A 14,443-nucleotide genomic window follows, 5' to 3' on the forward strand; every position below is an offset into this window, starting at 1 on the left:
AAAAGCCCGGTGAGGTCAACGGAAAAAACCTCACCGGGAAAGCATAGCCTTAGCCCTTGCAAGGAGATTCTCTACACTGATACCAAGCTTTTCAAGCACGGTTTTCCCCGGTGCCGAGGCTCCGAAGCGGTCAATGCCGATGACTTCTCCTTCCGTCCCGACGTACTTGTACCACCCCAGGGTTGCTCCAGCCTCAATGGCAATCCGTTTCTCCACACCGGGAGGGAGGACCTCCTCCTGGTAGCTCTTCGGTTGCTCCTCGAAAAGCTCAAAAGAGGGCATGCTCACAACCCTCACCCGTACACCTTCCTGAGCGAGTTTCTCATAAGCCTCAAGGGCCACGTGGACTTCAGAGCCCGAAGCGATGAGGATGAGCTCCGGGTCGCCCTGGGAGTTATCGGCAAGGACATACGCTCCTTTCCTCAGACCCTCGGCTTTCCCGAACTTGCTCTGGTCGATGACCGGAACGTTCTGCCGCGTGAGGATGAGCGCCACCGGCCCTCCCTGCCGTTCAATGGCTACCTTCCAGGCCTCCCGGGTTTCGTTGGCGTCGGCAGGGCGGATGCAAACCATGTTCGGCATAACCCGGAAACTCATGAGGTGCTCCACTGGCTGGTGTGTGGGGCCGTCCTCTCCCACGCCCACCGAGTCGTGAGTCCACACGTAAATGACCTTGCAATGGGAGAGGGCCGCAATGCGCACCGCGGGACGCATATAATCGGAGAACACAAAAAAGGTCGCCCCAAAGGGAATGAGCCCTCCGTGGATGGCCATACCATTCAGGATGGCCCCCATGGCGTGTTCCCGCACACCAAAGGCAATGTTCCGGCCCTCGTACCCGATGGGTCCATCGACAAGTCCCTGGGTCCCGGAGGGTACGGATGCAGGTGCCTGGAAGCTCCCCTTGCCTTTCAAAACGGTACTGGTGGAGGGGTCAAGATCCGCAGAACCTCCAATGAGACCAGGAATCCGATCGGCCAGGACGTTCAGGATTTTCCCACCCACCGAGCGGGTAGCCACCGGCCCAGCACCTGGTTCAAACACCGGCAAATCCTTATCCCAGTCTGGTGGGAGTTTCCCCTCCATCATCATCCTAAGGGTCTCCGCTTCTTTCGGATATTCCCGGGAATAGGCCTCAAAGAGCTTCTGCCATTCCCGCTCCTTCTCCTCTCCTTCGCGGACAACCTCCCGCATGTGAGCGAGGACCTCTTCGGGAACGTAGAACTCAGGCTCAAGGGGCCAACCAAAGAACTCCTTGGTTGCCACAGCCTCTTCTGGTTTCAGGGGAGCACCGTGGACCTCAAAGGTGTCCTGTTTCGGGCTTCCATATCCGATGTGCGTCGTCACCATGATGAGCGAGGGGTGTTCGGTGTCTCTCCTGGCCTCTTCAATAGCCCGGCTTAAAGCGGCAAGGTCGTTCCCGTCCTCAACCTCAAGGACCTGCCACCCCAGAGCAAGAAAACGAGCCTTCACATCCTCGGTAAAGCAGATACGCGTCTCCCCCGAGAGGCTGATGTGGTTGTTATCGTAGAGGTAGATGAGTTTCCCAAGCTTCAGATGTCCCGCCAAAGACGCAGCTTCATAGGCCACACCCTCCATGAGATCGCCATCGCTCACCAGCGCGTAGGTGTAGTGGTCGATGACGGGAAAACCGGGACGGTTGAAGCGTGCAGCAAGATGCGCCTCAGCGATGGCCACACCGACTCCGGTGGCAAACCCCTGCCCCAGAGGCCCGGTGGTGGTCTCTATGCCACACTCCAAGCACCGTTCTGGATGCCCAGGCGTGTGGCTTCCCCACTGACGGAAATTCCTAAGCTCCTCAAGGCTCATCTTTTCGTACCCGCAGAGGTACAGAAGGGCATAGAGCATGGCCGACCCATGGCCAGCAGAGAGAATAAAACGGTCCCGGTTGAACCACTGAGGGTTTTTCGGGCTGTGCTTGAGAAACCTTCGGAAGAGGATGTACCCAATGGGTGCGGCCCCAAGCGGAAGACCTGGATGCCCGGACTTTGCTCGCTGGATGGCATCCAGAGCCAGCATGCGAATGGTGTTGACCGCAAGTTGCTCTAGCGATGCTCCCATCTCTTCTTCACCCCTTTTCCAGTTATTCCCTCTATTATAGAGGACAAATCACCAGGAAGGAGCGACCCTCTCCGCCTCTTCCTTCGCTATCCGGCACCAGGCAATGACGTTCTCCGGATTGCCGCCGATTGTGTGGTTGTCCTTCATGATGACCTCCACACAGCAATCTTTGGTGATTTCCAGGGCTTCACGGAGTTTCTTCCGGATGTACTCCTCATCGATGCGCGAAACCGCAAGGTCAGAGGGACTCGGTTTCATGGAGTAGATGTACTCTCTCCCCAGGTACTCCGCCATCTTCCCAAGGTCTGCCCAGGGGGAAACGGAAACCCGCCGAAGGCGGGGGAATCGCTTCACCACATGCCAGCGGGGATGCAACGGCTCACAGCACCCGTAGCAGTTGAGGCCAAAGCGCTCAAGGATAGCGTACTGGTAGGGGAAGATGAATTCCTCAAACATCTCGGGAGAAACGTAGCAGGTCTCCTGGCTCTCGGCAAACCCCCACATGTCGATGGTACGCACGTGCACCCCGTCGAAGTCCCTCTGGGGAAGCTCCGTGGTATACCCAAAGCCCCCTGAGCCCACGTACGTTCCGTCGTTATTCAGGGAGAGGAGGTTGTGTTGCTCGAGGAAATCGAGCTTTCTCAGGTGCCCATCCCGGAGGAAGGCCATGAGCTCGTGGAGTTCCCGGGGATGGTCGTACATATCGAGCATCACCTGTTCCAGCCCCCGCAGGTTCACCAGGGTCCAGGTCATACCCAGCGTCCACCACCAGATGGTCTTCCTTCGGACGATGAGGATGTCCCCGAAAACCTCCTGGGCAAGGTTGAGGAGTTTCTCGCTTGCCTCCTCATCGATGTGGATCTCGGGAAAGCGGAGTTTCTCCATGTCCCGGTAGTCTTTGAGCGGAGGATCCCACCGGTACGACCCCCAGGCTTCCACCTTCACGATGCTCTCCTCAAGGCCCCAGCCGGTTTCCTCGTACACATAGGGAACGTCAAAGTAGGGCTCAATTACTTTATCGTCCCCCATGGACTCTCCCCAGAAGATTTCTTTCCGGAGCCACATCTCCCAGTGGCGGGCAAGCCTCCCCTCACACTGCAGGCGCTGCGGTGGGATGATTTCGTTCCAGCCATTTTCAGGGTCGCAGAAGATTACCGGGCGGGTTCGCTCAAGGGCGTTGTGGCAGTACCAGAGCCTGCGTTTCTCCTCCTGCTCTGGGAGTTCCGAAAGCTCCCTGACCCTGCGGGCCAGAGTCCGGAGGATTTCCTGTTCTTTCGGAGTTACCTGAATCTCTTCACCCCGGAACGACACTCGGTACAGCGAGGCAACCGTCTGGTCAGTCACGCAACACATCGCCTCCCGTTCCAATTATACCCGAGAAGAACCCTACACGCAGGGCTTTTTTTCAGATATAATATCCTTTGAAGGAGGAGGGAAATGACCTCTGCGGAGCGCCTGAATACGGCACTGCACCACAGGGAGCCGGATAGAGTGCCCCTGGACCTCGGGGGCGTGGTTACCGGAATTACTCTGAAGGCGCACCGTGCGCTCTGCTCTTTCCTGGGGACCCCCTGTGGAGATATTCTCATTGACCGCGTCCAGTACCTTGTCCAGCCTAACGAGGATATCCTGGAACACTTTGCCATAGATACAAGATACGTGTATGACCCTGTTCCCAAGGAGGCATGGTCCACGGACCAGGAAGGATCGCTGTGGGAAGATTGCTGGGGGGTTCAGCGCCGCTTCACCGGATGCTATTTCGACATGGTCGCCCATCCCCTCGCCCATATCACCTCTTCGGAAGAACTGAAGCACTATCAACCTCCCTCACCCTCTCTTCCGGAAGATCTCCGAACCCAGGTTGCAGCCCGAAAAAAGGAAGGCAAAGCGGTTATCGTCAACTGCATCGGCTCGTGTTTTGAGTTTTCCTGGTACCTCCGGGGTTTCGCCCAGTTCATGACCGACCTTGCTCTGCAACCCGGCCTTGCCTGCGCCATTATGGACATAGTGCTCGACTTTGAACTGCAGCAGTTCGAGCTCCTTCTCAGAGAAGTGGGGGATCTCGTGGATGTTGTCCTTGTGGGGGACGACCTTGCCACGCAGCGTGGGCCTTTACTGTCCCCTGAGATGTACCGGAAGTACGTAAAACCAAGACAAAAAAGGCTCTACGAAGCCATCAAAAAACACACCCGGGCTTTGCTCTTCTACCATTCCTGTGGTGCCGTCACGCCTTTCCTCGAGGACCTCGTAGAGATTGGCGTTGATATCCTCAACCCGGTCCAGGTGAGCGCTTCGGGAATGAACCCGGCGTGGCTCAAGAAGCACTTCGGGGATGTTCTGTCCTTCTGGGGTGGCATCGATACGCAATGGACCCTTCCCTACGGAACCCCCGATGCGGTCCGTGAAGAGGTACGAAGGCGCATTGACGAGCTTGCCCCTGGAGGAGGGTATGTGCTCTGCGCAGTGCACAATATCCAGCCCGATGTTCCCCCAGAGAACATCGTAGCCATGTATGAGGAGGCAATCCGTTACGGAAGCCAAAGGGGGTGAGAGAAGAAAGAGACTTTTCATGCGCAAGCCTTGTGAGGTACACTCAAAAAACCTTTGACGGGAGGGATGGGTATGCGACGGAATCTCTTCATGGTGCTTTTTGTCTCTGTGGTCCTTGTGGGTACGCTGGCTTTTGCCCAGGAGAAAAAGCCGGCAGAGGGCATGTACTTCCGTCTTGTCACCCACGGAGGCGATGACCCCTTCTGGGCTGTGGTACAGAAAGGCGCCATGGATGCCGCAAAGGAACTCGGCTGCAAGGTGGATGTCGACCTCTGCGGCGGTGACCTGACGCTGCAGCTCAAGCGCTTCGAAGAAGCAGTGGCTATGAAGCCGAACGGCATTGCTCTTGTCATCAACGACGATACCGCCTGGGATGAACCGGTGAAAAGGGCTCTTGAGCAGGGCATCCCGGTCATCGGTATGAACAACGACGATTCTGAGGGTGCCGTGGGCAATCCTCGCCTCTGCTACATCGGCCAGAGCGAGAAAGCCGCAGCCTACCGGCTGGCCCGCCGGCTCTTTGACGAGGCAAAGGCCAGGGGCATTGACCTCTCCAAGGCCCACGTGGCTATGGCTGCTGAGGTTCCCGGAGCAAACTACGCCAAAATCCGTGCGAGCGGTATCCTCGAAGCCATGAAAGAGTACGGTATCACCTCTTACGAAATCATCGATGCCGGCGGCCTTGAGATGACCACCGTTGAGTCCCGGGAGACGGCCTACCTCCTTGCCCACCCCGAGACGACTTTCCTCATTGGTCTTGGTGGCATCTGTACGGACCGCCTCACCGCTTCTTTAAAGGCAGCAGGGAAGCAGCCCGGAGAGGTCATTGCTGGTGGCTTCGACACCACCCCTGATACCCTTGCAGGGATTAAGGAAGGGTACGTCACCGCCACCATTGATCAGCAGCAGTACCTCCAGGGCTACTTCGCCGTCTACGTCCTCTACCTCTATAACAAATACGGCTTCACCCCTAACATCGACACCGGCGGGTATCTCGTGGACTCCCCGGAGAAGATTGCGCTCATCGAGAAGCTCTCGCCGGAGCACATCCGCTAAAACCCAAAAGCCCCCGGGCAACCGGGGGCTTTTTGCAGGAGGATGAAGGAAAATGGAGTGGGTTCGAAACTTCCTGCGGTACCGGGCAGCCAATACCTTTCTCGTCTTCATCGGTCTTGTGATGCTCTTCTCCCTCCTGACTCCCAATTACCTCTTCGTCGACCGGAGGAACCTCGCCGCCTTAGGAAAACTCTTCCCTGATCTTGGTGTTGTCGCCCTGGGCGTTGGGGTACTCATGATTTGCGGAGAATTCGACCTCTCCGTGAGTTCAGTCCTTCCTTTCTGTTCCTATGTCTTCGTTCGCCTGCTCTACCGCGGAATCGCACCCTTCTGGGCTTTCTGGGCTGCCCTGGGGGTGGGAGCACTCCTTGGGCTTCTCAATGGCCTCATCACGGTGAAGACGAAGATGCCCTCCTTCATCACCACCCTGGGAACTATGATGTTCTGGCGAGGGGTGCTCTATATCTGGTCCAAGATGATGCCTGCAGGCATCCGCAATCTCGTCCCTTCTGGGTCCCCCTTTGAACGTACCTTTGCTGGAACGGTGGGGTCCTTTTTCCCGGTCCAGGCGCTGTGGTTCACGATTTTTGCCGTTTTCCTCGGCATCCTCCTCCACTACCATCGCTTCGGGAACTGGATTTACGCTACCGGAGATAACCGGGATGCTGCCCGGGCCATGGGGATCAACACGGACCTCGTGAAGACCATTTGCTTCATGATCGTGGGGGTCCTCTGTGGGTTTTCTGCCTGCATGCAGGCCGTGCGCATCGGTTCTTTTGCCGCCACCCAGGGTATCGGTTTTGAACTCCGGGCCATCGCCGCCTGTGTCGTGGGGGGCACATCACTCCGGGGTGGTGTGGGGAGCATGCCAGGAATTGTCCTTGGAGCCCTCACCATTCCCATCCTCGACAACGGCCTCATTCTCCTGCGCGTCCCGGTGTTCGGCATCAGTGCTTTCATCGGTATTGCTACCATCCTCTTTGTGGTGCTCAACAGTTACGTGGAACGGAAAACACGATAACAGGGGAGAGACGGATATGGAGAGACAGAACGGTGACCTCCTGGTACGGATGGTGAATATCCACAAGTGGTTCGGCCGGGTGTATGCCCTTCGAGGAGTGGACTTTGAGGTCTACCGGGGAGAAACGGTGGGGCTCATCGGGGACAATGGTGCAGGGAAGTCCACGCTCATCAAAATCCTCTCCGGGTACCATCAGGCCGACCAGGGGGAGATTTACTTTGAAGGCCAGAAAGTACGGATTGCTTCCCCCCGGGATGCCCGGAAACTCGGCATCGAAACGGTCTACCAGGAACAGGCTCTGGCACCAAACCTGAGCATTGCCCGGAACATCTTCATGGGTCGAGAGCCAGTAAGACGCTGGGGCATCATCGACCGGAAGGTCATGAACGAGGAGAGCATGAAGGCCCTGGCAAATCTCGGCCTCCGGCTGCGCTCTCCGGACCTCCCTGTGGTCACGCTCTCTGGGGGCGAGAGACAGGGTGTGGCCATCGCCCGGGCCCTCCACTTTAAGGCCAAACTCGTAATTCTGGACGAACCTACGGTGGCACTCTCCGTAAAAGAGGTCGAGGAGGTTCTCGAGTTCGTCCGCCAGCTGCAGCGTGAGGGGATTTCGGTCATCTTCATCACCCACAACCTCTACCACGCCTACGACATTGCCGAGCGCTTTGTGGTCATGGCCCGGGGCAAGAAGATGGCCGATGTGAAGAAGAAGGACACCTCTCCCGAGGAGCTCTCTCAGCTGGTCATCAAAAGCGCCTTTGCCGAATAGCCACGGGAAAGGGGTCGGGAAAAGCATGAACGAAAGAAGAATGAGCCTTGGACGGAAACTGTTGCTTTCTCGCTCGTCAAGTGTTCTCATCGTGCTTGTGGTGCTGGTCCTTGGGTTTGCCATCCTCTCCCCTGAGCACCGCTTCGTGGACCCCGACAACCTCAAGGTCCTCCTCTCCCTGGGATCGGAATTCAGCATTATCGCCCTGGGAGTGGGACTGCTCATGGTCTGCGGGGAGTTCGACCTCTCCATCGGGTCCATCCTCGTCTTCTGTTCTTTCGTGTTTTTGCGGCTCTTTGAGGCTCAGGTGCCGCTCTTCTCCATTGCCCTCACCACCATCCTCGTGGGTGCTGCTTTGGGAATACTCAACGGCCTCATCACCGTCCGCGCCCAGATACCCTCTTTCGTCACCACCCTTGGGACTATGATGATGTGGCGAGGACTGGCTTTGCTTTTCTCGGGTGGCGAACAGAGGGGCTGTGACGTTTCCACGGTTCCTTCCCGGTACTTCCTCCCCTTCTTCACGGGAAGAATCGGGGGGTTCTTCCCCGCCCAGGCGTTCTGGTTCATCGTCTTTGCCCTCGTCCTCGGCATCCTCCTCCACTACCATCGCTTCGGGAACTGGATTTACGCTACCGGAGATAACCGGGATGCTGCCCGGGCCATGGGGATCAACACGGACCTCGTGAAGACCATTTGCTTCATGATCGTGGGGGTCCTCTGTGGGTTTGTGGCCTGCGCCCAGATTGCTCGCACTGCCTGTTTCACCTCCCGGGCAGGGGAGGGCTGGGAGCTGAAAGCCGTGGCAGCCAGCGTCGTTGGAGGTACGTCGCTTCGGGGTGGTGTGGGGAGCATGGTGGGGATTTTCATCGGTGCCCTCACCATCTCAGTGATTGAGAATGGGCTCGTGGTGATGCGCATCCCGTACTTCTGGACCTATGTGGTCTTTGGGCTCGTGATCCTCTTCTCGGTGCTCTCCAGCATGTACATAGAGAAGAAGCAGCGAGAAGCCCATCGATAACTGGAAAAACCTGGTAACCCGACCATGTCGCGGAAACGGGCCATTGTGTACCTCCTTGCCGCTGCCCTGTTCTGGAGTTTCGGTGGCCTTCTCATTAAACTCGTCACCTGGAATCCCGTGGCGATTGCCGGAGTCCGGAGCGCCATCGCCTGCGGATTTCTCCTCTGCTTTTTCCGCCCTCGTCTCTACCTCACCCGTCTTGAGGTTCTTGGGGGTCTTGCCTACGCCGCAACGGTGGTGCTTTTTGTTCTCGCCAACAAACTCACTACCGCTGCCAACGCCATCCTCCTCCAGTACGGCGCTCCCGTATACGTCGCCCTCCTCAGCCAGTGGCTCCTTGGCGAGGTTCCCTCCCGTTTCGACTGGCTCTCTGTGGTCCTTGTGGTTGGAGGAATGGTGCTCTTCTTCCTTGATCAATTGAGCCCGGGGAACATGCTCGGCAACTTCGTAGCCATCGGCAGCGGCATTGCCTTTGCCTTCCTCATCGTCACCCTGCGAATGCAAAAAGACGCTGAACCCTTGCAGTCGGTGTTTGTGGGCAACCTCTTCGCTGCCTTGGCAGGCCTTCCCTTCTGCTTCGGCCCCTTTCCCGGTGGGCGGAGCCTTACAGGACTTATGCTCCTTGGAACGGTGCAGATTGGGCTTTCCTACCTTCTCTACGCCCAGGCCATACGGAAGGTCAGAGCTCTTGAGGCTAGCTTAATCCCAATGATCGAGCCGGTTCTCAACCCCCTCTGGGTCTTCCTCGCCTTTGGAGAGTCTCCAGGACGCTTCGCCCTGCTCGGAGGTGGAGTGATTCTCCTTGCCGTTTTCCTCCGGTACCTCCTTGAGGACACACAGACCGTCATTCCTCAAGGAGGGCAACCCGGTTCCCCTCAAGGAGATTCGTCCCCCAGATAACGCGGCTATTCCTGCTTTGCATCACCCCCAGAGGGTTGTCGGCAATCCGGTTCCCCGCAAAAATGCCCTCTGCTTCCTTCAGGAAACACACCCCACCAACCGTGTGTTCCAGCACCTCATTCCCCTCAAAAAGGAGGAACGACCCGCAGGTAACCCCCCAGGCATTCCGGATAAAGCGGGAGTTCCGGACCACCGCAGCAGCACCACGCCGGAGAAGAATCCCCTCTCCTCCGTTCTCAAGAAAGAGTGAGTCCTCGACCTCTATCCGGGACCCGCTCTCAACGAGAATTCCTGCCGCCTCGTTCCCCAGAAAAACACAGCGGCGAAAGACACACGAGGCCCCCTTCGCCACCACGACACCGTTCCCCATCCAGCTCAGCTTTTCCCGCACGCCTCCCCGGAAGAGGCACTCCTCAAACACTACCCGGCCCTGCAGGACCACCACCACGTTGCCCTTGTGCCGGCCCCGGAGCGAAAAGGCCACACCCCGGACCCTTCCTTCTCCTCCTCCCTCAACCCGGATCACCTCTCCGTCCCGGAAAAGCACCGTCCCCTTCATTCCCACAAGGAAAAAGGGAGGCGCAAGAACTGCCCGGTTCTGCAGCACGTAGTCCCCTGGATGGAACGCCACAAAACCCCCTGAGGGGACAAGCGGTTCCTCGGGGAAAACGGGCCGGAAATCCCGAAAGGACAGCGCCCCTTCCTCCTCAGGGAAAGGCCTTCCCTCTCCCTGGAAAGCGGTAAGAAGTCCGGCAAGACCGTTCTTCAAGGTGTCTTCAGAGGCCATCTTCCTCAACCCTCAGAGCGAAATCCCCAAAGACCAGGAGGAGGTTTCGTCTCAGAAAAATGCACTCGCCTGGCTCGACCTTTCGGGACTCCCCACAGGGGGAAACCACCTGCCAGTGCCCCATCCCCGAAAAAACGTATCCTTCGCCTTCCCTCCACCGGACTTCTCCGAGGGTCTCGTCCTCCCTCTGGCCGTGGAGCATTTTGGCCACCAGGTGAAATCGGTGTCCAAGGACAATTTTCCGCTTTGCCGCGACCAGAACCCCCTGGCCTTTCCTCTCGAGGACACTGCACACCACCGGGTGGGGACGGCGCACAGTCTCCCCACAGAAGGGGCAGCGGCGAAGGGGAAGGGGCATCCAGTACGGATACGGGAAGTACTGGGCGCACTTCAAGCACCGCCAGAGCTCGAAAAAGGCGAAAAAGAGCGCCCGCTCCCATTCCCGCGCCAGGGGACGCTGCTCAGGAGAACGAAGGCCTTCAAGGAAACTCCGCTCGACGAGCTCCTGAAGGTGGGGAGGGAGCACGCAGTAACTGAGCACACCCCGGCGGAAAAGCGGTATCCCCAGGCGCTCGGGGCGATTCCGGAAGTCCAGGGGATGTTCACTGAAGAGCGCCATTTTCCCCCACCCGAGCCGTTCGTCCTCTTCCGGATCCTCAGCGTAGCAGACAAGAGGCTGCAGGGGATTTCGGAAAAGGAGCGTGTGGAAGACAAGGACTGCGAGGCTGTGCCGGTCGGTCCTTTGATTCGGGGTTTCTCTGCCCATGACCACTTCCGGAGCCATGAAGGGCATCATTCCTGCAACCTGAGGGGGGAGAAACCCCGGGACCACAAGACCGTCAAGGTCAATGAGCACCGCAAGGCCCTTGCGGATATCCACCAGGAAGTTGCCAAAATGGAGATCGGCATGGGCACACCCCTTCCCGTGGAGCGCCGCTACGGTCCGGGTGATGCTGTGGGCCACCTGGAGGTAGTTGAGCCAGTTCGCCCCCTCCTCCACCGCCCTCTTGAACTCCCGGGGACTGAAGATGTAATCGACGAGCTCCCGAAAAGGGGGGCGAGGGATTCGCTTCGTCACCACCCCAATCCTCCGCCACCCGTCAATTTCTCGCACCAGCGCCACAGGCCAGCAAAGAAAACTGGCCTCTTCTCCCAGGTTTTTGCCCAGAGCGAGGACCCGCCGGAGGAGTTCCTCCTTTCCGGGAGGAAGAGTTCTGTCGTGGTACACCTTCACCACGAAGTTCCCGCAGCGGCTGAAGTACACCTCTCCTTCACCACCCACGAACACCGGACCCTCGACCTCAAGACGCTTCGGCACAAACGGAAAAGGAGAAACGGTTGTGACCCTCATCGGTACACCACCACGAGTGTCCGATCGTCAAAACTCCCAGGAAGCGTATACGTCCCCAGCCAGAAAACGAGGCGCCGCGCCGCCACCTCGCGACTCGAAGTCGCACGAACCTCCCGAAGAATGTCCAGGGCAAAACGGTCAGTGATATCCTCCGGAGGCCCGTAGAGACAATCATCAGCAAGGCCATCGGTCATGAGCATGAAGGCCGAAAGATGGTCCTTCCGGAAATCAAAGGTTCCAGCACGGCAGAAGTCCCGCCAGTCAGGCTGGGTCAGCACCTCCACCTCACCCGTATCACGTCCCTCCTGAACGCTTATGAGCACACTCTTTCCGTCTTTCCGAACACCAAGGAGCGCTCCATCTCCAATGTGGAAGAACGCCCCCTTTTCCTCGGCCACATGGAAAAGGCAGCAAAGCAACGTCGTGGCGAAATCCTGTGGGTCCCTTCCCTCCCGCTGGGCTAAGTCCTGGAGCACCCGGTGCGTGTACTCACCGGCTTCAAAAAGGTATTCCTGAACGGTTTCCCAGGGAGGGATTTCCCCTTTTTCCGCCTCTCCTTCCTGGAAAAAGCTGAGTACCCCCACCTCGCACCATCCCGGAATCGGGGAAAGGGAAACGGAGTCCTTCTCAAAGGTTCCCTTCGTAGAGATACGACGGACCTTTCTCGTACAGCTATAGGGGAGGTGAAAGAGCACCCGGTCGGTGAAGGCGCTCACCGCCAGTGCCGACCCCCACACTCCTTTCGGGGCATTCCCAACTCCGTCGGCCACCGCAACGCAGAGCCAGTCACCCTTTGACCGAACAAGAAGACTGTCCTCCCGACCCCTGTGCTCCCGGGAATGTAGCCTCCCTACGGCACTGCCACCAACGAAGCTGTACCGCCCAAGGGCTCCGAAAACGGCAATCCAGTCCGGATGGGTGTTGAAAGACGAAAGCACTCGGTCGCCAGCGATGAATCCCTGGGGGATGTTCGCACCTCCCTATGGGATGTACTGCAGAACGTCCGGAGGCATGGGTATGGACATGGGTGAGCCCTCGCCCTGACCCTGAGGCCGCGAAAGAGTCTTGCTCACAGTACGCACAGTTTGAGAGACCCAGCGGAAAAAGGCGGAAAACGATGCGGCGTCGGAGTCCATCTTGAAGCTCGGCCCAATGGCGATTTCCCGAAGCGTGGCCTCATCGATGTCCGGACCGCAGCCCACGGTAATCACGTTGAGCACCTTGCGTTCTCTCCGCTTGAGCAGTTCTTCCCGCGGGGTTCGCCAGTCGTCAGTGGGTTTCCCGTCGGTGAGGATGAAGACAAGAGGCTTCCAGTCACCCTTTTCCCCTCCCGGAACGGCCTTCTTCACATCCCGATCGAGGGACTCGATGAGCAGCCGAAGTGCCTGCCCAAGGGGGGTGTATCCTCCCGCCTCAAGGGGAGGGAGGGTCAGCTGGTCAATGGGCACAAGCCCCCGGGTGAGGTTTTCGACTTCTTTTCCGAAGGTAATGACCGAAACCCAGACCGTCTCCCGGGCGAAGGTGTCGTTCTCCACCTCTCGCTTGAACAGCGCCACCCCCTCCTGGAGGGCCTGAATGGGTGCTCCCGCCATGCTCCCCGAAGTGTCAAGGAGCAGGTACACCGGCAAACGACGCAGACCCTGGCTCAATGCCACATCCATCTCTATGCGCTCTTCCATACGTCTCACCCTCCCGCAGAAGAACATAAAGAATCATGCCATTTTCCCAGCATCCTCCGCACAAGGGGAACACCAACCAGAATCGCCCCGTGGGGGCACACCTCCTGACACACAAAGCAGCGAATGCACTGGGCGTACTCTATAGAAGGGAGGTGAACTCCTTCATTCCAGCGCAGGGCCTGAGGATGTGCAGGACAAACCTCGGTGCACACCCCACAACCTTTGCAGAGCTCCCGCCGGATGGCCGGGTAGGGAAGGAGGAAACGTCGCACAAGGGGGAGAAAGAGTTTCCTCGAGGGAGCTACCCGGGGCATCCGCAGGACCTCAAAATCTCTTTGCTCAAAGCGCCCAGGATCGTCCCCCCAGAGTACGATGGCCTCTTTTCGCCACGTCCCCAGGCCAAGACGTTCGCCCTCAGAACAGGTGGGAACAAGGACAGGATCAAGGTGGATCAACCGTGCCAGGGTAGCATCAAGCGCCACGGGATCCCGGGAAAAGGCCAGAAGCCCCATGAAACGGGGTTTTCCGTTTCGGGGGCCGTTACCCTCCATCGCCACCACCGCGTCCATGACGAAGAAGGCCGGACGGAGGAGACGGTTGAGATCCACGAGCATCCGGGAAAACAGCGTGGCATCAGGAATACGAAAGTGGTACTCTCCTTTTCGCACCCCCGGAACGCACCCAAGCTGGTTCTTCACCGCCCCTGTGACCCTGGTGAGCCCATGGGTTTTCCATTTCGGAAGGCTCACAAGAGCGTCGTACTCCCTGATCCCCCTGGCGATGGTGAACTTCCTGTGCTGCACACCCTCTGGAAAATCCACCTCCACCCCATGGGTAAAATCCACGAAATCCACGCCCAGAGACCGGGCCACCTCGAGGATGCCGGCTTTTTTCGCCACACTCTCAGGCGACCCGAAGGCGGGGGAATCCCCGAATCCCACCCGGTACCCCGCTTCCAGGAATACCTTCGCCACCGCCCGGAACACCGCAGGATGGGTGGTCACAGCCCGCTCCGGAGCCTCACCCACAAGGAGATTGGGTTTGAGGAGCACGCTCTTTGCCCCAGGACACAGCGCCTCCGGTCCCCCAAAAAGGGCAAAACCCCGGCGAACGGCTCTCTCCACCTCCCCCTCATCGTAACCCGGACAGAACACCAGGGCAACAGGAGACGACATCGCTTGCAGACCCCCTCAGGGTACGGTACAATACCAGAAAACCAGCGCCAGG

Annotated in this window: 12 protein-coding genes and 1 pseudogene; 6 read left to right on the forward strand and 7 right to left on the reverse strand. The window is 58.4% G+C overall.

Annotation, left to right across the window (positions count from 1 at the left end; all coding sequences use genetic code 11):
- Nucleotides 1-30: 30 nt before the first annotated feature.
- Nucleotides 31-2,082, reverse strand: coding sequence for a transketolase (tkt, locus tag ACP6EK_RS09905; RefSeq protein WP_438315974.1), 2,052 nt, complete (start codon nt 2,080-2,082; stop codon nt 31-33).
- A 48-nt stretch (nt 2,083-2,130) separates the two neighbouring features.
- Nucleotides 2,131-3,426 (reverse strand): hypothetical protein, encoded by a 1,296-nt coding sequence (locus ACP6EK_RS09910; RefSeq protein WP_438315976.1) that lies wholly within the window; start codon nt 3,424-3,426, stop codon nt 2,131-2,133.
- Nucleotides 3,427-3,519: 93 nt separating this feature from the next.
- Here ACP6EK_RS09910 and ACP6EK_RS09915 point away from each other — a divergent pair, with 93 nt between their 5' ends.
- The 6 genes and pseudogenes from ACP6EK_RS09915 to ACP6EK_RS09940 all read left to right on the forward strand — a co-directional run bounded on the left by ACP6EK_RS09915 (nt 3,520) and on the right by ACP6EK_RS09940 (nt 9,399).
- Nucleotides 3,520-4,632, forward strand: a complete 1,113-nt coding sequence (locus ACP6EK_RS09915; RefSeq protein WP_438315979.1) for a uroporphyrinogen decarboxylase family protein — start codon at nt 3,520-3,522, stop codon at nt 4,630-4,632.
- Between the two features lie 72 nt (nt 4,633-4,704).
- Nucleotides 4,705-5,688, forward strand: coding sequence for a sugar ABC transporter substrate-binding protein (locus ACP6EK_RS09920; RefSeq protein WP_438315982.1), 984 nt, complete (start codon nt 4,705-4,707; stop codon nt 5,686-5,688).
- A 52-nt stretch (nt 5,689-5,740) separates the two neighbouring features.
- Nucleotides 5,741-6,709, forward strand: coding sequence for an ABC transporter permease (locus ACP6EK_RS09925; RefSeq protein WP_438315984.1), 969 nt, complete (start codon nt 5,741-5,743; stop codon nt 6,707-6,709).
- A 49-nt stretch (nt 6,710-6,758) separates the two neighbouring features.
- A pseudogene (locus tag ACP6EK_RS09930) lies at nt 6,759-7,190 on the forward strand (ATP-binding cassette domain-containing protein); the annotation flags it as partial.
- 313 nt (nt 7,191-7,503) lie between these two features.
- Entirely contained in the window at nt 7,504-8,499 is a 996-nt protein-coding gene (locus tag ACP6EK_RS09935; protein ID WP_438315987.1) for an ABC transporter permease, read from the forward strand.
- Between the two features lie 24 nt (nt 8,500-8,523).
- Nucleotides 8,524-9,399 (forward strand): DMT family transporter, encoded by an 876-nt coding sequence (locus tag ACP6EK_RS09940; RefSeq protein ID WP_438315990.1) that lies wholly within the window; start codon nt 8,524-8,526, stop codon nt 9,397-9,399.
- Here ACP6EK_RS09940 and ACP6EK_RS09945 read toward each other — a convergent pair.
- From ACP6EK_RS09945 to ACP6EK_RS09965, 5 genes are read right to left on the reverse strand one after another with little or no spacing between them, the layout of a single operon-like run.
- Nucleotides 9,344-10,186, reverse strand: a complete 843-nt coding sequence (locus ACP6EK_RS09945; protein ID WP_438315992.1) for a right-handed parallel beta-helix repeat-containing protein — start codon at nt 10,184-10,186, stop codon at nt 9,344-9,346. The genes ACP6EK_RS09940 and ACP6EK_RS09945 overlap by 56 nt on opposite strands.
- Complete coding sequence (locus ACP6EK_RS09950) at nt 10,176-11,537, reverse strand: hypothetical protein (RefSeq protein WP_438315995.1); 1,362 nt, start codon at nt 11,535-11,537, stop codon at nt 10,176-10,178. Before ACP6EK_RS09950 ends, ACP6EK_RS09945 begins: the two co-directional genes overlap by 11 nt.
- Nucleotides 11,534-12,475, reverse strand: coding sequence for a protein phosphatase 2C domain-containing protein (locus ACP6EK_RS09955; RefSeq protein WP_438315998.1), 942 nt, complete (start codon nt 12,473-12,475; stop codon nt 11,534-11,536). Before ACP6EK_RS09955 ends, ACP6EK_RS09950 begins: the two co-directional genes overlap by 4 nt.
- Before the next feature lie 42 nt (nt 12,476-12,517).
- On the reverse strand, nt 12,518-13,216 hold the full coding sequence (locus ACP6EK_RS09960; protein WP_017889014.1) for a VWA domain-containing protein: 699 nt from the start codon (nt 13,214-13,216) through the stop codon (nt 12,518-12,520).
- A gap of 5 nt (nt 13,217-13,221) precedes the next feature.
- The gene (locus ACP6EK_RS09965) at nt 13,222-14,391 is read right to left on the reverse strand and encodes a DUF362 domain-containing protein (RefSeq protein ID WP_438316001.1); all 1,170 of its coding nucleotides are present in this window, start codon (nt 14,389-14,391) and stop codon (nt 13,222-13,224) included.
- Nucleotides 14,392-14,443: the final 52 nt, after the last annotated feature.

The organism is Candidatus Caldatribacterium sp. SIUC1 (genome assembly GCF_051549785.1).
GTDB lineage: Bacteria > Atribacterota > Atribacteria > Atribacterales > Caldatribacteriaceae > Caldatribacterium.

Bases quoted from the DNA above. Each gene is read 5' to 3' on its own strand.
- tkt (WP_438315974.1), bottom strand. From the start codon at position 2,082: ATGGGAGCATCGCTAGAGCAACTTGCGGTCAACACCATTCGCATGCTG.
- ACP6EK_RS09915 (WP_438315979.1), top strand. From the start codon at position 3,520: ATGACCTCTGCGGAGCGCCTGAATACGGCACTGCACCACAGGGAGCCG.
- ACP6EK_RS09920 (WP_438315982.1), top strand. From the start codon at position 4,705: ATGCGACGGAATCTCTTCATGGTGCTTTTTGTCTCTGTGGTCCTTGTG.
- ACP6EK_RS09925 (WP_438315984.1), top strand. From the start codon at position 5,741: ATGGAGTGGGTTCGAAACTTCCTGCGGTACCGGGCAGCCAATACCTTT.
- ACP6EK_RS09935 (WP_438315987.1), top strand. From the start codon at position 7,504: ATGAACGAAAGAAGAATGAGCCTTGGACGGAAACTGTTGCTTTCTCGC.
- ACP6EK_RS09940 (WP_438315990.1), top strand. From the start codon at position 8,524: ATGTCGCGGAAACGGGCCATTGTGTACCTCCTTGCCGCTGCCCTGTTC.
- ACP6EK_RS09945 (WP_438315992.1), bottom strand. From the start codon at position 10,186: ATGGCCTCTGAAGACACCTTGAAGAACGGTCTTGCCGGACTTCTTACC.
- ACP6EK_RS09950 (WP_438315995.1), bottom strand. From the start codon at position 11,537: ATGAGGGTCACAACCGTTTCTCCTTTTCCGTTTGTGCCGAAGCGTCTT.
- ACP6EK_RS09960 (WP_017889014.1), bottom strand. From the start codon at position 13,216: ATGGAAGAGCGCATAGAGATGGATGTGGCATTGAGCCAGGGTCTGCGT.
- ACP6EK_RS09965 (WP_438316001.1), bottom strand. From the start codon at position 14,391: ATGTCGTCTCCTGTTGCCCTGGTGTTCTGTCCGGGTTACGATGAGGGG.